This is a genomic window from Methylobacterium sp. WSM2598, assembly GCF_000379105.1.
Classification (GTDB): Bacteria; Pseudomonadota; Alphaproteobacteria; order Rhizobiales; family Beijerinckiaceae; genus Methylobacterium.
In genome coordinates, this window is record NZ_KB900609.1 from 6,182,778 (window position 1) to 6,203,761 (window position 20,984).

The window sequence follows — 20,984 nt, forward strand, 5'->3', positions numbered from 1 at the left end:
TGAGCCGTCCTCCCGCGCCGCCGCACGGCCATCCTTGGCGAGGCCCCCGCGAGGTGTCCAGGCGGCGCGCCCGGATTCGGGGGGCTGGGAGACGAAAGGCAGGGAGAGGGGCCCTGGCCCCGCCGCCCGCGCTCCGCTACACCGCGCCGATCCCGGGAGCCCGCGACCGATGTCCCCGTCCCCCCTTCGCCTCGGCGTCAACATCGACCACATCGCCACCCTGCGGAACGCCCGCGGCGGCGTGATCCCGGATCCCCTGCGCGCCGCCCACCTGGCGGTCGCGGCCGGGGCGGACGGGATCACCGCGCATCTGCGCGAGGACCGCCGCCACATCCGCGACGAGGACGTGGAACGCCTCAAGCGCGAGATCGACCGGCCGCTGAACCTGGAGATGGCGATCACCGAGGAGATGGTCGGGATCGCGGTCGGGCTTCGCCCCCACGCCGCCTGCCTCGTGCCCGAGCGGCGCGAGGAGCGCACCACCGAGGGCGGGCTCGACATCGTCGCGGCCCGCGAGCCGGTGCGCGCCGCGGTGGTGCGGCTCCGCGAGGCCGGCATCCGGGTCTCGCTCTTCGTCGAGCCGGACGTGCACATCATGGAGGCGGCGCGCGGCCTCGGGGCGCCGGTGGTCGAACTTCATACCGGCCGCTACTGCGAGGCGGTCGCGGCCGGGGATGCCGCGGAGGCCCGGCGCGAACTCGCCCGCCTCGCCCGCGCCGCGGCCCATGGCAGCGACCTCGGCCTGGAGGTCCATGCCGGGCACGGGCTCACCCTCGACAGCGTCGGGCCGGTCGCGGCGATCCCGCAGCTGCGCGAACTGAACATCGGCCATGCCATCGTGGCCGAATCCGTCTTCGTCGGCTTCGCCGAGGCGGTGCGGGCGATGCGGGCCGCCATGGACGCGGCCCGGGCCGGGGCGGCGGCGTGATCGTCGGCATCGGCTCCGACCTCTGCGACATCCGCCGCATCGAGCGCTCCCTGGAGCGGTTCGGCGAGCGCTTCACGCAACGGGTCTTCACGCCGGGCGAGCGGGCGCGCAGCGACCGCCGGGCGGCCCGCGCGCCCTCCTACGCGCGGCGCTTCGCCGCCAAGGAGGCCTGCGCCAAGGCCCTCGGCACCGGCCTGAGCCAGGGCGTGTTCTGGCGCGACATGGAGGTGGTCAACCTGCCCTCGGGGGCGCCCACGCTGCGGCTCACGGGCGGCGCGGCGGCGCGCCTCGCCGCCCTCGTCCCGCCGGGGCACCGGGCGCGGCTCCACGTCAGCCTGACCGACGACCCGCCCCTCGCCCAGGCCTTCGTGGTGATCGAGGCCCTGCGGGACGAATCGTGTTGAGGCGATTCACCCGCGGCGCGCGGCGCGTTGCGGGCGGTCGGGCGTTGGTCTAGACCCCGCGCACCGCGGCTAGCTCGCCCGCGTCTCGGCGGTCGCCACGGCGAGATGACGGACCGCCGGAGACGAGGAATATGGATCGCGTGCGCATCAACCCGGACCTGAAGCCCGCCAAGGAGGCGGGCCCCTGGGAGTCGGTCAAGGAGTTCGTGAAGGTCGGCCTCCAGGCGCTGCTGATCGCGGTCGTGGTGCGCACCCTGCTGTTCCAGCCCTTCAACATCCCCTCCGGCTCCCTCGTGCCGACCCTGCTGATCGGCGACTATCTCTTCGTCTCGAAGTACTCGCTCGGCTACTCGAAGTACTCGCTGCCGCTGAGCGACTACCTGCCCTTCGAGATGCACGGCCGGATCTGGGGCGCCGAGCCGAAGCGCGGCGACATCGTGGTGTTCAAGCTGCCCAAGGACAACGCGACCGACTACATCAAGCGGGTGATCGGGCTGCCGGGCGACCGGATCCAGATGATCAACGGCCTCCTGAACATCAACGGCAAGCCGGTGAAGCGCGAGCAGGTTCAGGATTACGTCACCACCGACGCGTTCGGGCAGCCCACCCAGGTGCCGCAATACGTCGAGACCCTGCCGAACGGGGTGTCGCACCAGATCATCGAGCGCGACGGCGACCGCGGGCTGTGGGACAACACCAACGTCTACACGGTGCCGCCCGGCCACTTCTTCATGATGGGCGACAACCGCGACAATTCCACGGATTCGCGCGACCTCGGCAGCGTCGGCTACGTGCCCTTCGAGAACCTGGTCGGGCGGGCCGAGGTGATCTTCTTCTCGATCGACGAGGGCGCCTCGCCGCTCCAGATCTGGAACTGGCCCTGGACGGTGCGCTGGAGCCGCCTGTTCCACACGATCCACTGACCGCCGCCATGGGCGCGCTCCGCCGGGGCCGGCGCAGGGCCGAGCGGCCCGACCTCTCCGCCCTGGAGGGGCGGATCGGCCACGCCTTCGACGACAAGGACCTGCTGGCGCGGGCGCTCACCCACGTGAGCGCGGGGGCCGGGGAGGAGAGCTACCAGCGCCTCGAATTCCTGGGCGACCGGGTGCTCGGGCTGGCGGTGGCCGAGGGGCTCCTGCGCGCGCTGCCCGGGGCCGACGAGGGCGACCTGTCGCGCCGCCTCTCCGGCCTCGTGCGCCGGGAGAGCTGCGCGGCGGTGGCCCAGGCCTGGGAAGTCGGGCCGCACCTGCGGCTCGGGGCCGGCGAGGTGCATGGCGGCGGCCGGCGCAACCCGGCGATCCTGGCCGACGTCTGCGAGGCGATCCTGGGGGCGATCTTCCTCGACGCGGGCTACGCCGCGGCCAAGGCCGTGATCGACCGCGCCTTCGCGGCGGCGGAGGAGGCCGAGGGCCCGCGCGGGCGCGACCCCAAATCCGCCCTGCAGGAATGGGCGCAGGGTCTCGGCCTGCCGACCCCGACCTACGCGGTGGTGGAGCGCGCGGGCCCCGACCACGCGCCGATCTTCCGCATCGAGGCGCAGGTCGCCGGCGTGGCGCCGAGCCTCGGCGTCGGCGGCTCCAAGCGCCTCGCCGAGCAGGAGGCCGCGCGCCTGCTCCTGAGGCGCGAGGGCGTCTGGCGCGAGGAGGGGACGCCGGCTACGGAGTGATCCCATGTCCGAGACCCACGCGCCTTCCCCCGCCCCCGACCCGTCCGGGGGCCCCGCCGAGACCCGGGCGGGCTTCGTCGCCCTGATCGGGGTGCCGAATGCCGGCAAGTCGACCCTCCTCAACAGCCTCGTCGGCAGCAAGGTCTCGATCGTCTCCCGCAAGGTGCAGACGACGCGGGCGCTGGTGCGCGGCATCGCCATCGAGGGGGCGGCCCAGATCGTGTTCGTGGACACGCCCGGGATCTTCGCGCCCAAGCGCCGCCTCGACCGGGCGATGGTGACTTCGGCCTGGAGCGGGGCGGCGGACGCGGACGCGGTCTGCCTGCTCGTCGATGCCCGCAAGGGCGTCGACCCGGAGGTGGAGGCGGTGCTGGGCCGGCTGCCCGAGCTGCGCCGGCCCAAGATCCTGGTGCTCAACAAGATCGACGTGATCGCCCGGGAGCGGCTGCTCGACCTCGCCGCCGCCCTGAACGGGCGGCTGCCCTTCGACCACACCTTCATGGTCTCGGCGCTGACCGGCGACGGGGTGGCGGACCTGCGGCGGGTGCTGGCCGGGCTGATGCCGCCGGGGCCCTGGCTCTACCCGGAGGATCAGGTCTCGGACGCGCCCCTGCGCATGCTCGCGGCCGAGATCACGCGGGAGAAGATCTACGACCGCCTGCACGAGGAACTGCCCTATTCCTCGACCGTCGAGACCGATCAGTGGCAGGTGCGGCCGGACGGCTCGGTGCGGATCGAGCAGACGATCTTCGTGGAGCGCGAGAGCCAGCGCAAGATCGTGCTCGGCAAGGGCGGCCAGACCATCAAGGCGATCGGGCAGGCGGCCCGGGTCGAGATCGCCGAGGCGGCGGAGGCGCCCGTGCACCTGTTCCTCTACGTGAAGGTGCGCGAGAACTGGGCCGACGATCCCGAGCGCTACCGCGAGATGGGGCTGGACTTCCCGCGCGGGTGAGCGGCGCCCGCCCCTCGACGAATCGTCGCGGCCGAGCCAACCCGAGGCGGGATCGGGACCGCGGATGGGTCATACGGCATCCGATTGATGGCGTCGCCGTCTCCCATGTCGGCCATGCGGATGTCGGCTTCGCTCAGGCGCCGCGCTCAGGCGCCGCGCAGGCTGGTGATCCGGGATCCGCTTCGATCGAGCGGATCCCGGATCAGCCCGGCTCCTCGACTCCCTCCCGAATTTCCTTCGGCGACATGGGTCCGGCCTCGCCCCCATCCCGCTCCCATCCGAGGGCCTGCTGCAGCGCGGCCGTGTCGACGAGGCGCCGGCCCTGCGCGGCGATGCGCGTCAGGGACGCGGAGGCGGCGCGCGTCTGGCTCAGCAGCAGGTCGGCATAGGTGACCGCGCCGGCCTCGTACTGCACCCGGGCGGCCGCGAGGGCGTCGCGGGCCAGCGCCTCGGCCTCCAGCGCGGCGGTCAGGATCCCCGCATCGGCTTCGAGCGCGGCCAGCGCATCCGCGACGGTCTGGAGCGCCGCCAGCACCGTCGCCCGATAGGCGGCCGCCGCGGCGGCGTAGGCCTCGACCGCGGCCTGGCGGCGGGCGGCTTGGGCGCCTCCGTCGAGGAGCGGCTGCGCGAGGCCGAGCCCGGCCCCCCAGGCGCTCGACGCCGCCAGGGCCGCGATCGTCGCGGTGCTGGCGCCGAGATTCGCCGTCAGGGTGACGCGCGGCAGCATGTCCGCGGCCGCGACGCCGATCTCGGCCGAGGCGGCGTGCAGCTGGGCCGCGGCGGCGCGGATGTCCGGCCGCCGCGCGAGCAGCCGGGAGGGCAGGCTGAGCGGGACCCGCCGCGGCAGCGTCAGCTCGCCGAGGCGGAAGCTCGGCTCCGCATAGGCGCTCGGAGGCAGGCCGATCAGCACGGCGAGCCGGTGGCGCGCCTGCACCCGCGCCATCTGGCTCGCGATGAGAGCCGCCTCCTGCGAGCGGATCAGGCTCTCCTGGTTCAGGACGCTGACGATGCGCTCGGACCCGGCGGCGTGGCGGACCTTCACCAGGGCGAGCTGGTCCCGGTCCTGGCGCAGGATCGCCTCGGAGACGGCGATCTCCTCGGACAGGATCGCCTCCTGGATCGCGCCCGCCACGATGTTGCCGCTCAGGGCCAGGGCGGCGGCGTCGCGATGCGCGGCCGCCACCGCCTCGCGGGCCTCCTGGGCCTCGACGGCGCGGCGGATGCCGCCGAACAGGTCGGGCGTGTAGCTCGCCGCGACGCTGGCGCCGTAGAGCCCGTAGAGCGCGCCCCCCGCCGGGCCGATGCCCCCGCCGCCCCGGCGCGCGAGGTCGAGGGACAAGTTCGGCAGGAGGCTGGCCCGCGCGGCCTCGGTGTCGCTCCGGGCTTGGCGCAGGGCGGCCTCGGCCTGCTCGACCGTCGGGCTCGCCGCCAGCCCCCGGCGCACGAGCCGGTCGAGCCGGCGCGAGCCGAACGGGCGCCACCACGCATGCGGGCCGTCGGCCCCGGGCCGCAGGACCTGCGTCCCGTCCGGGCCCGGCGCGGGCAGGCGGCGCGGGGGCGCCCGCTCCCCGTACCGGAGGATGACGGGGGCGGCGGGCGGCACGAAATCGGGCCCCGCCACGCAGCCGCCGCAGAGGAGCAGGGCGGCCCAGCCCCGGCCGTGCGCGCGCCGGGCGAGGCGGCGGGCCCGCGCGAGGATGCGGGCGAGGCCGGAACCGGCCCGGCTCATCGGGCCAGGGCCTCGACCGGGTCGATCCGCGCGGCGCGGCGCGCCGGCACGAGCCCGGCCACCAGGCCCGAGAGACCGGCGCTCAGGATCGCGGCCGCGACGCTGCGCCAGCCGAAGACGAGGGAGAAGGGCAGCCCGAGGGCCTGGCCCGCCTCGCCGAGCCCGAGGGCGAGCGCGGCCCCGAGCGCCCCGCCCAGGGCGCAGAGCGTGAAAGCCTCGACGAAGAAGTGCAGCATCACGTCCGAGCGGCGTGCCCCGAGCGCCATGAGCAGGCCGATCTCGCGGGTGCGCTCGGTCACCGCGACCAGCATCATGTTCATCACGCCGACGCTCGCGATGACGAGGGCGATCCCCGCGATCGAGACGGTCACCAGCCCGAGGACCGTCCTGGCCCGCAGGATCGTCTCGCGCTGCGTCTCGTTGTCGAACAGGACGACGTCCGGGGTGCCGCGCCAGGCCGAGAGCAGCTTCTCCACGGCGGCCAGGGCGACGTCGCGATCCACGTCCTCGGCGAGCTGCAGCGTGACGCTCGCGAAGGAGGGCTGGCCGGAGATGCGCTGGCCGAAGGCCGCGTAGGATAGGGCCGCGAAGGGCCGGCGCCCGTACCGCGACGAATCGGCGACCTGGGCGACGCCGACGACCCGCGCCGGAACCGTCCCGACCAGGATGACGGCCCCGAGCGGATCCTGATCGGGCTCGAACAAGGCCGCGCGCACGGCCGCGTCGATGACGATCTCGACATCGGCCCGGCGCGCCGCCTCCTCCTCCAGAGGCCGACCGGAGGTGATCGGCAGCTGGTGGAGGCGAAAGAAGGCCGGTGCCACGCCGTAGACCGAGGCGTAGGCGCCGCGGCCGCGATGACGCAGGAGGATCGATGTCTGCGCGTCCGGGCTGACGCCGGTGACGAAGGGCAGAGCCGCGAGCCGCTCGACATCCTCCTGCCGCAGCCCTCCGCTCTGCGCGGCCGGCCCGGCGCGGAAGGCCGATTGCGAGATCACCTCCGTGAGGTTGTTGCCGAGATCCCTCATCCGCGCCAGCACCTCCTGCTGCGCGCCCTGGCCGATCGCCACCGCGAGGATCACGGCGGCGATCCCGATCACGATCCCCAGCATGGTGAGGAGGTTGCGCAGGCGGTGGGCCAGCAGCGTGGCGGCCGCGCTCGTCGCCGCGTCCCGGACCTGATCGGTCCGGCGGTGCGTTCCGCCCGAAGCCCGGGGAAGGGACGGACGGGCGTCCCGGCGGATCCGCTGCCGGCGATCGGAGCGGATCCGCCCGTCGGCGATCTCGACGACGCGGTCGGCCGTCGCGGCGACCTGGGGATCGTGCGTCACGATCACCACCGTATGGCCCTCGTCGCACAGGCCCCGGAGCAGGCCGAGGAGGTCCGCGCTCGTGCGGCTGTCGAGGGCGCCGGTCGGCTCGTCCGCCAGGATGATCCGCCCGCCATTCATGAGCGCGCGGGCGATGCCGACGCGCTGCTGCTGGCCGCCGGAGAGCTGGGCCGGGCGGTGGTCGAGGCGCTCGCCGAGCCCGAGCTGGGCCAGCAGGGCGGTGGCCCGCCTCCGGCGCTCCGCCGGGGCCTCCCCGGCGAAGACCGCGGGCAGCGCGACGTTGGCCACGGCCGAGAGGCGGGGCAGGAGGTTGTGGCTCTGGAAGACGAAGCCGAAGCTGTGGCGGCGCAGGGCCGCCAGCCCATCCGGGTCGATCCCGGCCGTGTCGCGCCCGTCGATGCGGTAGTGGCCCAGGCTCGGCCGGTCGAGGCAGCCGAGAAGGTTGAGCAGGGTCGACTTGCCGGACCCGGATTGCCCGACGATGGCCACGAACTCGCCGGCCGCGATCGCGAGGTCGACGCCGTCGAGCGCCCGGACGACCTGGTCGCCCATCCGGTAGGTGCGGTGCACGCCCCGCAGCTCGATCAGGGCCGAATTGCCCGGACCGTCGACGGTCTCGGCGCCGTGGGCGGAGCCGGCCCGGATCATCGCGCCCGGTCCCGCGACGCGGCGAAGCGCGCGCCATCCTCCGGCCCGGCGACGATCACCGCCTCGCCGGGGGCGACGCCGTCGAGGATCTGGATCTCGACCCCGTTCGCGAGGCCGGTGCGGACCCGCCTCTCCTCGGGCCGGCCATTCGGGTTCAGGATCCTCAGGCGCCCCTGCTGCGCCCCGGCCCGCGTCACCGCGGCGGCCGGCACCAGGACGGCGTCCCGCGCCTCGTCCAGCACGATGCTGACGAGCGCCGTCATCAGGGGCTTGAGGGCGCCGTCCTCGTTCGCGACCGCGAGGCGCGCGTTGAAGGAGATGGCCGGGTTCTCATTCGCGGCCGAGGCGCTGCCCAAGGCCTGACCGGCGCCGTTGGTCTCGACGGCGATCTGGTCCGGGGCCGGATCGACCGCTTGCAGGATCGTCTCGTAGAGTCGCTCGGGTTGCGCCAGGGTGGTGAAACGGACCCGCATGCCCGGCCTGACGCGGCCGATATCCGCCTCCGAGATCCTGGCCTTGACCGACATCGTGCCGAGATCGGCGAGGCGGATGATCGTCGGCGCGGTCTGCGACGCGATCACGGTCTGTCCTTCCTTGGTCACGATCGCCACGACGGTCCCGTCGATCGGGGCGGTGATCCGCGTGTAGGCGAGGTTGGTGCGGGCGCTGCGGACGCTGACCGCCGCCCCCTCGATCTGCGCGTCGAGGGTCGCGAGGTCGGCCTGGGCGCTCCCGTAGGCGGCCTCGGCCGCCTCGTAATCCGCACGGGCTCCGGCCTTGCCCGCGGCGATCTCCCGCTGGCGGTGGAACGCGAGCTCGGCCTGGTGCAGCATCACCCCTGCCCGGTCGCGCTGGGCCCGCAGGGCGTTCAGGGCTGCCTCGCTACGCTGCAAGTCATTCATCTGGGGAAGGGAATCAATTTCTGCAATGATCTGGCCCCGGGCGATCTGCTGTCCGACCCGGACGTGGAGCGCCACGACACGGCCGGAGACCTGCGCGCCGACACTGACGATGCGCACGGGTTCGATTGAACCGCTTGCAGCAATGGTCTGCGCGATATTTCCGCGGCGCACCGGTGCTGATATATAAGGTGTCCTCTCACTAAAATTGGGGCGCACTGCGAACCACAGAGCCAAAGCGGCAATAATAAGCGTTAGTAGCAATCCGAGCGATTTGATCATATCGCGCCATTCAGACAGCAGGATTTGTCGGCGGCATGTTCGAACTTCGGAAATCGCATAACCGACGATCTTCGCGAGAAGACATCTTGCCACAAAAAAGAGTCCTAAAAAACCATCTTCCAGAAATACTCCTCATTGCGGATTGCAAATGATTGCCGTGCGGCTCACTGACAACAGCTCACCCTGTCGTCAGAGATTGACACGAGGACAAGTTTACCATCTTGATCTATATCGATAAGAGGCGTATGCACAATCATGTCATGCGGGAACGACTCAATATCAACAAAAACATCTATATCACCTATCCTCACCATATTTTGACGTTGATCTGCGCTTGGTTTATTGAAACAAACTTGCACCAAGTTTGTCTTTTTTGTAGTGTTCTTAGCTAACCATTTCTCCACATTCTGCTTGCAATTTCTTGCGTTCTTTTTCGGAAATGAATTTGGATCTGAGCCCTGATTCAGTATAAAAATCTCCTTCTAAAAATATATGATGCACTCAAGATTCTCTAGATCTACCTCTTTCAAATCTCTCGAAAATATTTTTTCGATATCCGCTTCACTAACACCTCTAAATTGCTTGGAAGACTGCTGGACAAATTCGGCAGCACGACCGCTTATAAAGAGAGTCGGAGAACTGCACAGCATTCTGTTCATAGACCTATCCTCCAGTTCGGCACCACCCCTGCCATTCGGGCATCACAAAATGATGCGAGCTTACCTAATGTTCTACAACGAACATTATTTCTCTTATTATATGCCGTACCGTCAGTACAATCATACCCACATGGCGCATTCCGCATCAACAAGCAAACAGCCAGCAAATATGAAGTCGAACTTTGGCCATTTCCTGCGTTTGTTCATGATGGATTGGATGACAGGGTGTTCGCACCGATGTCCGCATAAACTCTGCCGGGAAACATAGAGAGTGATATGAAAGGTATCGATAATACAACCGCACAGCGAGCTAAGATGCACCCATGTCGCCCAAGATGTACAATGAGATATCCTGCTGTGATGGAGACCGTATAACCGAATTGTGGAGCGGCAAAGAAAAAAGCATACGTCCTCGACAAATTCCATATACTCCACATATGTATCTGGCCAACACCCTGCTTTCAGACGCACTCACGATCGTCACCCGGAGCGTGGTGTCGCTGGTAGATCATCCACCAGGGCAACGGCCGGACCGGCTCGGTCAGAATCCTCGCCGATCAGGTCGGTGCTTTCCGTGGTCATCGAGCGGCGGCATCGCACCACCGACTTGTCGGTCCGCTCCAGCAGGAGCGCCCCCCCGCGCGCTGCCGGATCGCCGCCTTGTCGGGGAAGTGCCGATCACCTCGGTGCGGCGCGGTATCTCGCCGTCGCGCCACTCCGGCGGGGCGGTCGCGTGCAGCCTGGCCCGGTGCGTGACCGGGAAGCCCGTGGAGGGCAACGCTGGAATTGCTCCTTTTCGCAGACCGGGCAATCGCACGTTCAGCGACACTGTTCCAAGGAACACGCCCTTGTATTCGCCCGTCCCGAGGCGGACCCGGTCGTTAACGCCCCTTTAACCAAGCCGGCGCGACTCCTCACCGGCCGGGCCGGGCGAGCCGGTCCGGCATCTCGCGCGGTTCGCCCGGGCCCGCCGGCCGCGAGCCGCCCCTCTCGCGGTGGGAGTCGTGAGGCGGCGATGAGCCTGAATCGGATCCGGAAGGCCTCGGCCGCGAAGGCCATGGCGACGACCCGCGCCCTCGCGGATCAGCGGGCGAGCGAGGTCGCCCCCGTCCTGGCGGCGATCCGGGCGGAGGGGATCACCAGCGTGGCGGGGATCGCCCGGGCGCTCACCGCCCGGGGGGTGCCGGGCCCGCGGGGCGGCGCGTGGCATCGCGGCGCCGTCGAGGCCGCCCTGCGCCGCACCCACCACTGACGGGCCGGCGCGGGAGGAGATTCAGGCCACCTCCGGCTCCCAGCCGATGGCGCGCCGCAGGAAGGCCGCCCCGAGCGCCGCGAAGGTCGCGGTCTCCTGGCTGTTCTTGCCGTAGGAATGCCCGCCCGCCTCCGGCTCGTAGAAGCGGGCCGGATAGCCCATGGCCTGCAGCTTCGCCGCCATCTTGCGGGCGTGGCCCGGATGGACGCGGTCGTCCCGCCGCGTCGTGGCGATCAGGATCGGCGGGTAGGGCCGCCCGGGCGCGGCGACGTGGTAGGCGGAGATGTGCCGGAGGAAGGCCCAATCCTCCGCCGCGTCCGGGTCGCCGTACTCGGCCACCCAGCTCGCCCCGGCGAGCAGCCGGTGGTAGCGGCGCATGTCGATGAGGGGGATCGTGCAGAGCAGCGCCCCGAACCGCTCGGGGTAGCGGGTCAGCATGTTGGCGACGAGCAGGCCGCCATTCGAGCCGCCCTCGGCGGCGATCCGGTCGGGCCGGGTCACGCCGCGGCGCACGAGGTCGGCCGCGACCGCGGCGAAATCGTCGTGCGAGCGCGCCTTGCCCTCGCGGCGGCCGGCCTCGTGCCAGGTCGTGCCGAACTCGCCGCCGCCGCGGATGTTGGCCACCACCCGGGTGCCGCCCTTCTCCAGCCAGAGCCGGCCGAGCACCGCCGAGTAGCCGGCGAGGTTCGAGACCTGGAAGCCGCCGTAGCCCGAGAGGTGGACCGGCGCCTCGCCGGTCTCGCCCGGCGGCCCCGCCTGCACGTAGGGGATGCGCTCGCCGTCGACCGAGACCGCTTCGTGCCGGGTCACCACCAGCCCCTCGGCCGAGAAGGTGGCGGGCGCCTGCCGCAGGATCATCGGCGCGCCGGGGCCGGGCCGGGTCAGCATCAGGGTCGCCGGCGTGACCGGGTCGTTGGCGGCGGCGAGGAGGTCGCCGTTCGCCTCGTCCTCCTCGCCGTCGAGGGACCAGACGCCGACCATCCCGAGTTCCGGCAGGCCCCCGACCTCGCCGCGCGCCCAATCCTCGTCCGGCCGGAAGACCGGGAACCGGGACCGCAGGTCGTCGAGCACCGAGAGGACCAGGAAGGGGCCGGACCAGAAGAAGCCCTGCAGCGCGCGCCGGGGACCGGGCTCGAACAGCACGCGGAGATCGCGCGCGCCGGCCAGGAAGGCGTCGAGGCCGATGCCGAGCAGGGTGTCGGGCGGGTGGGTCGCGCCGCCGAGGGTCCAGGGCGAGCGGGTCCGCACGACCAGGACGCCCCGGCTCCACTGCGCGTCGGCATCGGTCGGCAGGTCGAGGCGGATCTTGGCGCCGGACCGGTCGCCGAGATGGGTCACGCCGTCGAAGAAGCCGGTGCGCTCGACGAAGACGACGCGCTCGGGCGTCGCCTCCCGGTCGTGGCTGGCATAGACCGCCATGCTCTCGGGCGGCGCCTCGAAGATGACCGGCGCCGCCAGGGGATCGGCGCCGCGGGTCCAGAGCCGGACGGTGCGGGCGTAGCCCGACAGGGTCGCCATGCCCTCGCCGAGGGGACTCGCCAGCAGCACCGTGTCGCGGTCGAGCCAGGCCGGATAGCTCTTGCCCTCCGGCAGCACGAAGCCGTCCGGCACGAAGGCGCGGGAGGGCAGGTCGAATTCGCGCACCACGGCGGCGTCGCCGCCGCCGCGGGAGAGCTTGAGCAGCGCCCGGTCGTGCGATCCCGGCAGGCTGATGGCCCCGGCCCAGACCCAGTCCTCGCCCTCCTCGCGGGCGAGGGCGTCGAGGTCGAGGAGGAGCTCCCACTCCGTGTCCGGCGCCCGGTAGGAGGCGAGGGTGGTGCGCCGCCACAGGCCGCGGGGATGGTCGGCATCCTGCCAGTGATTGTAGAGCAGCCCGCCCCGCCGCGTGACGCCCGGGATCTTGTCGGGCCGGTCGAGGGCGGCCTTCAGCCCGTCCCGGTCGGCGGCGAGGCGCCCGTCCGCCAGCGCCTCGAGGGTGGCGGCGTTCTGCGCCTCGACCCAGGCCAGGGCCCGCGCCCCGTCGATCTCCTCCAGCCACAGGTAGGGATCGTCGTCGGGCGCCGCGAGGGTCGGGCGGGGATCGGGCGTGGGGGTCATGGCGGGGTCCGGCAGAGGGCGTCGCGCCCGAGCCTAACCGCCCGCCGCGCGCCGTCCAGATCCCCGCAGTTGAGCGGGATGGCCCGGCGCCGCGGACCGCGGCCGGCCCGCAACCGATCCGCGCCGTCACACGGTTGAAACACGCCGGCGGTTTGAACGCGCTGCGTCCGGCTGCCGCCGCGCGCGGACCGGCCTTCGTGCCGACGGGACATCCATGACCGGCTCCTGGCTCGCCGCCCTCTGCCTCACGCTGACGGCGATCAACCTCATCAGCCTGGCGATCGGCCTGTGGCGGATCGGCCGGGCCCGCCGCGGCGGGCGGGACGCGGCGGCGCCGGTCTCGATCGTGCGGCCGCTCTGCGGCCTGGAGCGCTTCAGCGAGGAGACCCTGGCCTCGGGCTTCCGGCTCGCGCATCCGTGCTACGAGCTGATCTTCTGCGTGGCGCGGGCGAGCGACCCGATCGTGCCGCTGGTGCGCCGGCTGATGGCGGCGCATCCCGCGATCCCGGCCCGGCTGATCCTCGGCGAGGAGCGGGTGAGCGAGAACCCGAAGCTCAACAACTGCGTGCGCGGCTGGGAGGCCGCCCGGCACGAATGGGTGATCCTGGCCGATTCGAACGTGCTGATGCCGGCCGATTACGTGCAGCGCCTCGTCGCCGCGTGGCGGCCCGACACCGGCCTCGTCTGCTCGACCCCGGTCGGCGCCGCGCCGCTGGGCTTCTGGGCCGAGGTGGAATGCGCGTTCCTCAACACCCTGCAGGCGCGCTGGCAATATGTCGGCGAGAGCCTCGGGCTCGGCTTCGCGCAGGGCAAGAGCATGCTCTGGCACAAGCCGTTCCTGGAGGCGCATGGCGGGATCCGGGCGCTCGGCGCCGAGATCGCCGAGGACGCGGCGGCGACGAAGCTCGTGCGCGCGGCCGGCCGCCGGGTGCACCTCGTGGGCGCCCCCTTCCCGCAGCCGCTGGGGCGGCGCCGGGCGGCGGAGGTCTGGGCGCGCCAGCTGCGCTGGGCGCGGCTGCGCCGGGTGACCTTCCCGCTCTTCTTCGCGCCGGAGATCGGGATCGGGGCCCTGGTGCCGATGGCCTGCGCGGCCCCGGCGGCGGGGGGCGGCCTTGCCGGGCTCCTGGCCGTCCTCGCGACCGGCGCGCTCTGGTACGGAGGGGAGTGGATCCTGGCGGCCCGCAACGGCTGGCACCGCTCCTGGCGCTGGCCGGCGGTCTGCCTCGCCCGGGACGCGATGCAGCTCGGCGTCTGGCTGGCCGCCTGGGTCGCCCGCGACGTCGTCTGGCGCGGCAACGCCATGGTGGTCCGCGCCAAGCCCGCCGGCGCCTCGGCGCCGGTGCCGCCCCGGCCTGAGCGCGGGATTGACACCACCGGGCCGGCGCGGCACAGCGGGGGCGTGCCCGCATGGCGGAATTGGTAGACGCGGACGACTCAAAATCGTCAGCCGCAAGGCGTGGGGGTTCGATTCCCTCTGCGGGCACCAGCCAGATGCGCCGTCCGCCGCGCCAGCGGCCCCGGGCGCCGCCGCGCCCCGCGCGGCGGGGGCGGGACGGCAACCGGCCCCGCCCCGGGCGCGCCCTCAGGCCGCCTTCACCCGCGCGAGGAACCCCGCCACCTCCTGCGCCAGACCCTCGGAGTGGCGGGCCAGGTCCTGGGCCGCGCTCAGCACCTGCGAGGCGGCGGCGCTGGTCTGGCCGGCCCCCTCGCGGACACCCGCGATGGTGGCCGTCACCTGCTCGGTCCCCTGCGCCGCCTGCTGCACGTTGCGGGTGATTTCCTGGGTCGCCGCCCCCTGCTGCTCCATGGCCGCCGCCACGCTCGCCGCGTAGCTCGACATCTCGGCGATGACCCGGCCGATCTCCTGGATGTCGCGCACCGCCTCCTGGGTCGCGCCCTGGATCTCGCCGATGCGCCCCCCGATCTCGTCGGTCGCCTTGGCGGTCTGGCCGGCGAGGTCCTTCACCTCGCTCGCCACCACCGCGAAGCCGCGCCCCGCCGCGCCCGCCCGGGCGGCCTCGATCGTGGCGTTGAGCGCCAGCAGATTCGTCTGCGCGGCGATGCCCGAGATCATCGCCACCATCGTGCTGATTCCCTCGGCGGTGGCGTTCAGCCGCTGCACCGTCGCGTCCGTGTGCGCCGCCTTGGCCACCGCGACCTGCGCGATCTGCGCCGATTGGGTGACCTGATGCACGATCTCCTGCACGCAGGCCGCCATCTCCTCGCTCGCCGCCGCCACGGTCTGCACGTTGGCCGAGGTCTGGGTGGCGGCCCCGGCCACCGTCACGCTGCGCTGCGTGGTCTCGTCGGCGGTGCCGGCCATCCCCGCCGCCGTCGCCTCCATCTCGGTCGCCGCCGCCGAGAGACCCTGGGTGAGGGCCGAGACGCTGCGCTCGAAGCCGCGGGTCAGGTCGTCGAGCAGGGCGGCGCGGCGGATCTTGGCCAGGTTCTCCGCGTCCCGGGCCTGCGCCATCTCCCGCGCCGCGACGGCGTCGTCCTTGAATACCTGCAGCGAGCGGGCGAGCGAGCCGATCTCGTCGCGGCGCTCGGTGCCCCGCACCATCACGGCGAGGTCGCCCGTGGCCAGCCGGCCCATGGCGGCCGCCATGGCGCCGAGCGGGCGGGTGACGCCCAGGACCGCGATCGCCGCGAGCACGCCGATCGCCGCCAGCAATCCGCCGACCGCCACGACCGCGAGGGTCACGCCCGCGGAGGCCGCGACCCCGGCCGCCCGCGCCTTGGCCTCGTCGAGGTCGCGCAGGTTGACCTCGACGCGCTGGTTCGCCGCCTCGACCAGTTTGAGGCGCGCCTCGCGCCCCTCGCCGCCCGAGATCCGCTTCGCCTCCGCGTCCTCGTTCCTCAGGGCGTACCGGATCGTGCGGTCGGCGGTGGCGAAATACGCCTCCATCAGCGCCTTGACCCCCTGGTTGGCGGCCTGGCGCTCGGGCGTGTCGGCGAGGGCGATGAGCTGGTCGATGCGGTTTGCCGCGCGCTGCCGGTCCTCCTCGAACTGCCGGTTCAGGGCGGACATCAGCGCCGCGTCGCTCTCCAGGATGATGTTCTTCTCGCGGATGGTCGCCTCGTCCACCGCCAGCGCGGCCTGCAGCGCCAGGATGGCGCGCGCGGCGCGCAGGTCGACGATCTGCCGCGTGTTCTCCGCCAGGGTCGCGAGGCTGACCTGCGCCAGCAGCACCAAGCCGGCCGAGACGGCGATCAGCAGCGCGGCCGGTATGGCGAGTTTGGCGAGCAGTTTGAGGTTGTTGAACGCACGCATCGGTTTACCTGTCGGGACCTGCCAGGAGGGCCGAACGCCGCCCCTCCCGGCGCTGGTGGCCCATTCATCAGGCTCGCTTTCCGTTAACGGGACATGAGTCTGCAACCTCGCCGGACACGGCCGAGGCCGCCTCCGAGATCGCCGAGGGTCCCCCGATGATCGGCTACAACATTGACGAATCGACGTATTTTCGGCCCGACGTGGCGCAGCGGCAGCGCAACCCAAAGTGGCACAGAGGGCAGGCTACTCCTGACGGCCTAATCCGATTGCAGCGGCCCCGCGAGCCTCACCCGATCACGACGACCTGCGCCCCCACGGCGACGCGGGCGTAGAGGTCGATCACGTCCTGGTTGATCATCCGGATGCAGCCCGACGAGACGCTGCGCCCGATGCTCTCCGGCTCGGTGGTGCCATGGATGCGGTAGAGCGTGTCCTTGTTGTTCTGCCACAGGTACATGGCCCGGGCGCCGAGCGGGTTGTGCGGGCCGCCCGGGACGCCGAGCCCGCTCTGGAGCTGGCTCACCTGCCGGGCCAGGGCCGGCTGGCGGGCGATCATCTCCTTGGGCGGGTACCAGTCCGGCCAGGCCTGTTTCGAGTTGATCGTGGCGTTGCCCGACCACGCGAAGCCCTGGCGCCCGACCCCGACGCCGTAGCGGCGCGCCCGCCCGCCCGGCTGCAAGAGGTAGAGGTGGTGCGCCCGCGGGTCGATCACCACCGTGCCGGGCTCGTAGCGCCCGCCATAGGCCACGTCCTGGCGCAGGAAGGCGGGATTGGCCCGCTGCCAGCGGAAGGCCGGGATCGGGAACGGCTCGGTCGTCACCGCCGCGTAGGCGCGGGCGTAGTCGATCGGGCCGTCATCCACCACCTGGGCCGGCTCCTCCGGCGCCGGCGCCCGGCGCGGCGAGCCCCAGAACGGGTCCGGCTCCGGCTCCACCGGGCGGCGGCGCGGGCCGAACAGCCAGCCGTCCTCCGGCTCCGGGGCGGGAACCGGCGCGCGCTGCGGCCAAGCCGCCGCCGCCCCCGGCAGCGCGCCGCTGAGGAGCGCGGAGGCGAGGCCCGTGGCGGTGCACGCGACGAGGGAGCGGCGGGTCTGGTCGGTCATGGTCGCTCGGGAGGATCGTCGGGCGGCCGGGACGGACGCCTTCCGCGGGGTTTGCCGCAAGGCTTTGCAAGGGCTTGACGGCCGAAATGAGACCCCAAGCGGCTCCCGTCAAGGTGGGCGGGCGACGGCGGCTCGGACCAGCCCCGCGGCCGGCACATACCTGCTGCTTTGTCAGCCGATCGCGCACAATAGGTTTGTGACGATGAAAACTATCAAATGCGCACGAAAACCCCTACATCAGGTCTAAGTTGACCTTCGGACAAAGTGATATACATCCTCTCATAGATCAACAATGTGGTGCGCCATGACAACCGACGACGCAGCCTCCCCGCTCGACCTGGTCGGGCTCACGGCCGACATCGTGTCGGCCTACGTCTCCAACAACTCGGTGCCGGCGTCCGAGGTCGCCGGGCTGATCAGTTCCATCCACCACTCGCTCGGTCAGCTGGTGGCGCCGCCGGAGCCGGAGGCGGAGAAGCCGGTGCCGCCGATCCCGATCAGGAAGACGGTGACGCCGGACCACATCATCAGCCTGGAGGACGGCAAGCCCTACAAGACGCTCAAGCGTCACCTGGCGGGGCGCGGGCTCACCCCCGACCAGTACCGCCAGAAATGGGGTCTGCCGCCCGACTACCCGATGGTGGCGGCGAACTACGCCGCGCAGCGCTCCGAACTCGCCAAGACGAGCGGCCTCGGCCAGAGCCGGCGGGCCCACGGCGGCGCGCGCAGCGCCGCGCGCAGCGCCGCGCCGGACCCGACCGTCTCGGGACCCGGATCCGAGGGGGCGCCGCGTCGCGGCCGCCCGCGCAAGGGCGGCTGAGGGTGGGCCCGCACCTGAACGGCGGGCCGCGGCACCGCTCATCGGGCATTCAGCCCGCCGCGGATAGGCCGGGCGGGTAGCCTGGCCGGCCATTCGGCCGTCCAGGCCCTGTCTGGAGTGTCCACACGATGAGCTACGTCAAGCTGCTCGGCCTCGCCGCCCTCGTGGCGGGCGGGCTCGGACTGCCCGGTGCGGCGCAGGCCGCCCCGATCGGGCTCGGCGCGGCCGGCGCGGTGGCCGGCGAGCCGGTGACGATCCCGGTGCTCGGCGGCTGCGGCCCGGGCTTCGCCCCGAACCGCTTCGGCTATTGCCGACCGTTCTACGGGCCGCGCCCCTTCTACGGACCCCGTCCCTACTATTACGGCCCGCGCCCGTACTGGCGTCGCCCCTATTACGGGCCGCGGCGGTTCTACTACGGCTACTGATACCAAATCCGCTTGGTTCCTTCGGGATGGCGGATTTGGGGATGGCGGATTTGGGCTCCGCGCAGGCGCCTGAGCGAAGCCGACATCCGCATTGCCGAAATCGGAGATGGCGAAGCCATCTACCGGATGTCGGATGAGCCCGCCGCGACGATCCGGAACCCGGTGCCCAGCGCCGGGTTCCCCGCCGGCGTCACGCCTCCGGGTCGGCCCGGCGGGAGAAGCGGTCGCGGGCGGTGAAGCGGTCCGCGGGCAGGCCGGGCAGGCTGCCGCCGTAGATCTCCCGCGACAGGAACGAGCGCTCGATCTCGATCTGCGCCTCGTCGAGGTCGATGTACCAGCAGCGGCGCCGGCTCGACCATCGGTAATTGCGGTCCTTCAGCCGGTCCTTGAGCGCGAAGGGCGCGTCGGAGGCCCAGAGCCGCACGGTCGGGCGGCGGGCCGCCTCCAGCAGCGCCGCGAGGGCGAGGCGCCCGGAGCGCCGCAGCGGCTGGGCGAGGAGCCAGAGCAGCGCCTCGCAATCGTCGATCGCCCGGTGGCCGTTGTGGAATCGGCCGTGATCGGCCAGCAGCCCGCCGAGCCGGGCCGCCTCGTGGCCCTCGTCGCGCCAGTCGATCTGGTGGCAGGAGCAGGCCCAGTTGAGCTCGGCGAAGAAGGGCCAGCGCACCTCGCACATCCGCCGGTCGAAGCGGGCATTGTGGGCGATCACCACCCGGGCCTTGGCGGCGAGCGCGGCGACGGCCGCGTCGTCGATGCGCTTGCCGGCCACGTCCGCGTCCGTGATGCCGGTGAGGCGCGTCACCGCCTCGGGGATCGGCTTGCCGGGCTGGTGGAGCTGGTTGAAGCGGTGGCGCACCCGGTAGATCCGCCCGCTCTGCCCGTACGTGAAGGCGACGATGCCGAGTTCGATCACCTCGTCGCAGGCGGGGTCGAGCCCGGTCGTCTCGGTGTCGAGGACCAGCCCCAGATAGGTCGGCTCGTCCGGGGGCGCGGGGGCGGGCACGAGCGGATTCAGGCGTCGCAGCACCCGGTACTCCCCGGTCCGCTCCAGGACGGCGGCAATGTCATCGAGCGCGTCCGTCACGTCTCTACCCAACCGGACGTTGACCACGCTCCCGCTTAACGCCGCCCGGGCCGCCGTTCCAGGGCGGTCCGGGCGGGATCCACCGGCGGATGAGCCGCCGGTGCCCGATCAGCCGGAGACCGGCAATGCGGCGCCGAGGGTGGCCGGCCGGTCGGCGAGGCGGCCCGCCACCACGAGCCCGACCAGGGCGACCGCCGCGATGATGAGGCCGGGCGCCGCCGTCCAGCCGGTCGCGCCGATCAGGGCGTTGGCGGCGAGCGGGCCGAGGCCGCTCAGCAGCGTGAAGCCCAGATTGAGCGAGAGCGCGACGCCGCTGAACCGCACCCGGGTCGGGAACAGCCCGGCGAGCAGGTACGCGAAGGTGCCGTTCGCCCCCGCCACCGCGACCGTGAGGAGCGGCAGGACCAGGAACAGGTTGGCGTCGCCCCGCGCCAGCACCTGGTAGGCCGGCACGACGCCGAGCAGGAGCAGGAGGGCGGAGCCCTGCATCAGCCGCCGCGGCGCAACGCGGTCGGCGAAGGACGAGGCGAGCAGCAGCGAGGCCGACATGGCGAGGAGGGCGAGGTTCATCGCCAGCGCCACGGTCTTGGGCGGGTAGTGCAGCACCTGGATCAGGTAGGCCGGCATGTGGGCGAACAGGATGCCGTTGAAGCCCGCCGTGAGGGCGACGATGCCGATCCCGGCGAGGACGGCGCGGCGGTGCAGCCGCAGCACCTCGCCGACCGGGCTGCGCGCCGCGAGGTGCTGCAGGCGCAGGAATTCCGGCGTCTCCTCCAGGCTGCGCCGCAGCCAGAAGCTCACGAGGCCGAAGAGGCCGCCGATCAGGAAGGCGATGCGCCAGCCGTACTCCGCCATCACGGCGGGGGGCAGCCAGGATTGCAGGGCGAGGTTCGCCAGGGCGGCGAGCAGCACGCCGCCGTTCACGAGGCAGAACACGATGCCGCAGGCGAGGCCGGGCCGGCGCGAGGCGGTCTCGACCACGAAGGTGATGGCGCCGGGCAACTCGCCGCCGATGCACAGACCCTGCACGAAGCGCAGGGCGACGAGGAGGAGCGTCGCCGCCACGCCCCAGCTGGCATAGGCGGGCACCAGCCCCATCCCGAGGGTGCAGGCCGACATGGTGAAGACCGTGACCACGAAGACGGTCTTGCGCCCGTAGCGGTCGCCGAAATGGCTCAGCACCATGCCGCCCAGCGGGCGGGCGAGGTAGCCCACCGCGAAGACCGCCAGGGAGAGCGAGAGGGCCGCGATCGGGTCGCTCTGCGGGAAGAACGCGGCGGCGATGTCCTTGGCGAAGATGCCGTAGACGATGAAGTCGTAATACTCGAGTCCGCCGCCCAGGCTCGCGAGCAGCGTCATTCTCCATTGGCGGCGGGTCAGGTCGCTCCCGCCGACGGCATCGGGTGTCATCATCCTCCTCCTGGGCCTCCTGGTC

At 72.0% G+C, this 20,984-nt stretch carries 17 protein-coding genes and 1 tRNA gene; 10 read left to right on the forward strand and 8 right to left on the reverse strand.

Translation table 11 applies throughout. The annotated features are described in order from the left end of the window. Nucleotides 1-169: 169 nt before the first annotated feature. The 5 genes from MET2598_RS0128850 (at nt 170) to era (ending at nt 3,950) form a co-directional block, all read left to right on the forward strand. Nucleotides 170-928: a pyridoxine 5'-phosphate synthase gene (locus MET2598_RS0128850; protein WP_012336247.1), complete on the forward strand. Its 759-nt coding sequence runs from the start codon at nt 170-172 to the stop codon at nt 926-928. Continuing rightward, complete coding sequence (acpS, locus tag MET2598_RS0128855) at nt 925-1,332, forward strand: holo-ACP synthase (RefSeq protein WP_012336246.1); 408 nt, start codon at nt 925-927, stop codon at nt 1,330-1,332. Before MET2598_RS0128850 ends, acpS begins: the two co-directional genes overlap by 4 nt. Nucleotides 1,333-1,463: 131 nt before the next feature. Continuing rightward, nucleotides 1,464-2,255, forward strand: a complete 792-nt coding sequence (gene lepB / locus MET2598_RS0128860; protein WP_012336245.1) for a signal peptidase I — start codon at nt 1,464-1,466, stop codon at nt 2,253-2,255. Between the two features lie 8 nt (nt 2,256-2,263). Continuing rightward, nucleotides 2,264-2,998, forward strand: coding sequence for a ribonuclease III (rnc, locus tag MET2598_RS0128865; RefSeq protein ID WP_018263213.1), 735 nt, complete (start codon nt 2,264-2,266; stop codon nt 2,996-2,998). A 4-nt stretch (nt 2,999-3,002) separates the two neighbouring features. Next, nucleotides 3,003-3,950, forward strand: a complete 948-nt coding sequence (gene era / locus MET2598_RS0128870) for a GTPase Era (RefSeq protein WP_012336243.1) — start codon at nt 3,003-3,005, stop codon at nt 3,948-3,950. Between the two features lie 202 nt (nt 3,951-4,152). Here the strand turns inward: era and MET2598_RS0128875 are convergent, their stop codons facing one another. From MET2598_RS0128875 to MET2598_RS0128885, 3 genes are read right to left on the reverse strand one after another with little or no spacing between them, the layout of a single operon-like run. Continuing rightward, nucleotides 4,153-5,679 (reverse strand): efflux transporter outer membrane subunit, encoded by a 1,527-nt coding sequence (locus tag MET2598_RS0128875; RefSeq protein WP_018263214.1) that lies wholly within the window; start codon nt 5,677-5,679, stop codon nt 4,153-4,155. Further along, the gene (locus MET2598_RS0128880; protein WP_018263215.1) at nt 5,676-7,658 is read right to left on the reverse strand and encodes a MacB family efflux pump subunit; all 1,983 of its coding nucleotides are present in this window, start codon (nt 7,656-7,658) and stop codon (nt 5,676-5,678) included. The genes MET2598_RS0128875 and MET2598_RS0128880 overlap by 4 nt, the downstream gene beginning before the upstream one ends. After that, a complete protein-coding gene (locus MET2598_RS0128885) occupies nt 7,655-8,932 on the reverse strand; it encodes an efflux RND transporter periplasmic adaptor subunit (RefSeq protein ID WP_236728831.1) in 1,278 nt (425 codons plus the stop codon). The genes MET2598_RS0128880 and MET2598_RS0128885 overlap by 4 nt, the downstream gene beginning before the upstream one ends. A 1,581-nt stretch (nt 8,933-10,513) precedes the next feature. Between MET2598_RS0128885 and MET2598_RS37535 the strand changes: the two genes are divergently transcribed. Next, a complete protein-coding gene (locus MET2598_RS37535; protein ID WP_018263218.1) occupies nt 10,514-10,750 on the forward strand; it encodes a hypothetical protein in 237 nt (78 codons plus the stop codon). 21 nt (nt 10,751-10,771) lie between these two features. Here the strand turns inward: MET2598_RS37535 and MET2598_RS0128895 are convergent, their stop codons facing one another. Then, nucleotides 10,772-12,847 carry a prolyl oligopeptidase family serine peptidase gene (locus MET2598_RS0128895; protein ID WP_018263219.1) on the reverse strand — a complete coding sequence of 692 codons (2,076 nt, stop codon included), beginning with the start codon at nt 12,845-12,847 and terminating at the stop codon, nt 10,772-10,774. 214 nt (nt 12,848-13,061) lie between these two features. Here MET2598_RS0128895 and MET2598_RS38435 point away from each other — a divergent pair, with 214 nt between their 5' ends. Both MET2598_RS38435 and MET2598_RS0128905 read left to right on the forward strand, forming a co-directional pair. Further along, nucleotides 13,062-14,270 carry a ceramide glucosyltransferase gene (locus MET2598_RS38435; RefSeq protein WP_084673947.1) on the forward strand — a complete coding sequence of 403 codons (1,209 nt, stop codon included), beginning with the start codon at nt 13,062-13,064 and terminating at the stop codon, nt 14,268-14,270. Next, nucleotides 14,249-14,333 (forward strand) — tRNA-Leu (locus tag MET2598_RS0128905). The genes MET2598_RS38435 and MET2598_RS0128905 overlap by 22 nt, the downstream gene beginning before the upstream one ends. 96 nt (nt 14,334-14,429) lie before the next feature. Here the strand turns inward: MET2598_RS0128905 and MET2598_RS0128910 are convergent. Beyond that, the gene (locus tag MET2598_RS0128910) at nt 14,430-16,121 is read right to left on the reverse strand and encodes a methyl-accepting chemotaxis protein (RefSeq protein ID WP_018263220.1); all 1,692 of its coding nucleotides are present in this window, start codon (nt 16,119-16,121) and stop codon (nt 14,430-14,432) included. Between the two features lie 286 nt (nt 16,122-16,407). Beyond that, nucleotides 16,408-17,223 carry a L,D-transpeptidase gene (locus tag MET2598_RS0128915; RefSeq protein WP_018263221.1) on the reverse strand — a complete coding sequence of 272 codons (816 nt, stop codon included), beginning with the start codon at nt 17,221-17,223 and terminating at the stop codon, nt 16,408-16,410. A 304-nt stretch (nt 17,224-17,527) separates the two neighbouring features. Here MET2598_RS0128915 and MET2598_RS0128920 point away from each other — a divergent pair, with 304 nt between their 5' ends. Further along, nucleotides 17,528-18,043 (forward strand): MucR family transcriptional regulator, encoded by a 516-nt coding sequence (locus MET2598_RS0128920; protein WP_018263222.1) that lies wholly within the window; start codon nt 17,528-17,530, stop codon nt 18,041-18,043. Nucleotides 18,044-18,171: 128 nt separating this feature from the next. After that, nucleotides 18,172-18,468: a GCG_CRPN prefix-to-repeats domain-containing protein gene (locus tag MET2598_RS0128925; RefSeq protein ID WP_018263223.1), complete on the forward strand. Its 297-nt coding sequence runs from the start codon at nt 18,172-18,174 to the stop codon at nt 18,466-18,468. Between the two features lie 190 nt (nt 18,469-18,658). Here the strand turns inward: MET2598_RS0128925 and MET2598_RS0128930 are convergent, their stop codons facing one another. Continuing rightward, complete coding sequence (locus tag MET2598_RS0128930; RefSeq protein WP_018263224.1) at nt 18,659-19,549, reverse strand: 3'-5' exonuclease; 891 nt, start codon at nt 19,547-19,549, stop codon at nt 18,659-18,661. A gap of 108 nt (nt 19,550-19,657) precedes the next feature. Continuing rightward, nucleotides 19,658-20,959 (reverse strand): MFS transporter, encoded by a 1,302-nt coding sequence (locus MET2598_RS0128935; protein ID WP_018263225.1) that lies wholly within the window; start codon nt 20,957-20,959, stop codon nt 19,658-19,660. Nucleotides 20,960-20,984: the final 25 nt, after the last annotated feature.

Coding starts and splice junctions, on each gene's coding strand:
- MET2598_RS0128850 (WP_012336247.1), top strand. CDS start 170: ATGTCCCCGTCCCCCCTTCGCCTCGGCGTCAACATCGACCACATCGCC.
- lepB (WP_012336245.1), top strand. CDS start 1,464: ATGGATCGCGTGCGCATCAACCCGGACCTGAAGCCCGCCAAGGAGGCG.
- rnc (WP_018263213.1), top strand. CDS start 2,264: ATGGGCGCGCTCCGCCGGGGCCGGCGCAGGGCCGAGCGGCCCGACCTC.
- era (WP_012336243.1), top strand. CDS start 3,003: ATGTCCGAGACCCACGCGCCTTCCCCCGCCCCCGACCCGTCCGGGGGC.
- MET2598_RS0128875 (WP_018263214.1), bottom strand. CDS start 5,679: ATGAGCCGGGCCGGTTCCGGCCTCGCCCGCATCCTCGCGCGGGCCCGC.
- MET2598_RS0128880 (WP_018263215.1), bottom strand. CDS start 7,658: ATGATCCGGGCCGGCTCCGCCCACGGCGCCGAGACCGTCGACGGTCCG.
- MET2598_RS37535 (WP_018263218.1), top strand. CDS start 10,514: ATGAGCCTGAATCGGATCCGGAAGGCCTCGGCCGCGAAGGCCATGGCG.
- MET2598_RS0128895 (WP_018263219.1), bottom strand. CDS start 12,847: ATGACCCCCACGCCCGATCCCCGCCCGACCCTCGCGGCGCCCGACGAC.
- MET2598_RS38435 (WP_084673947.1), top strand. CDS start 13,062: ATGACCGGCTCCTGGCTCGCCGCCCTCTGCCTCACGCTGACGGCGATC.
- MET2598_RS0128910 (WP_018263220.1), bottom strand. CDS start 16,121: ATGCGTGCGTTCAACAACCTCAAACTGCTCGCCAAACTCGCCATACCG.
- MET2598_RS0128915 (WP_018263221.1), bottom strand. CDS start 17,223: ATGACCGACCAGACCCGCCGCTCCCTCGTCGCGTGCACCGCCACGGGC.
- MET2598_RS0128920 (WP_018263222.1), top strand. CDS start 17,528: ATGACAACCGACGACGCAGCCTCCCCGCTCGACCTGGTCGGGCTCACG.
- MET2598_RS0128925 (WP_018263223.1), top strand. CDS start 18,172: ATGAGCTACGTCAAGCTGCTCGGCCTCGCCGCCCTCGTGGCGGGCGGG.
- MET2598_RS0128935 (WP_018263225.1), bottom strand. CDS start 20,959: ATGACACCCGATGCCGTCGGCGGGAGCGACCTGACCCGCCGCCAATGG.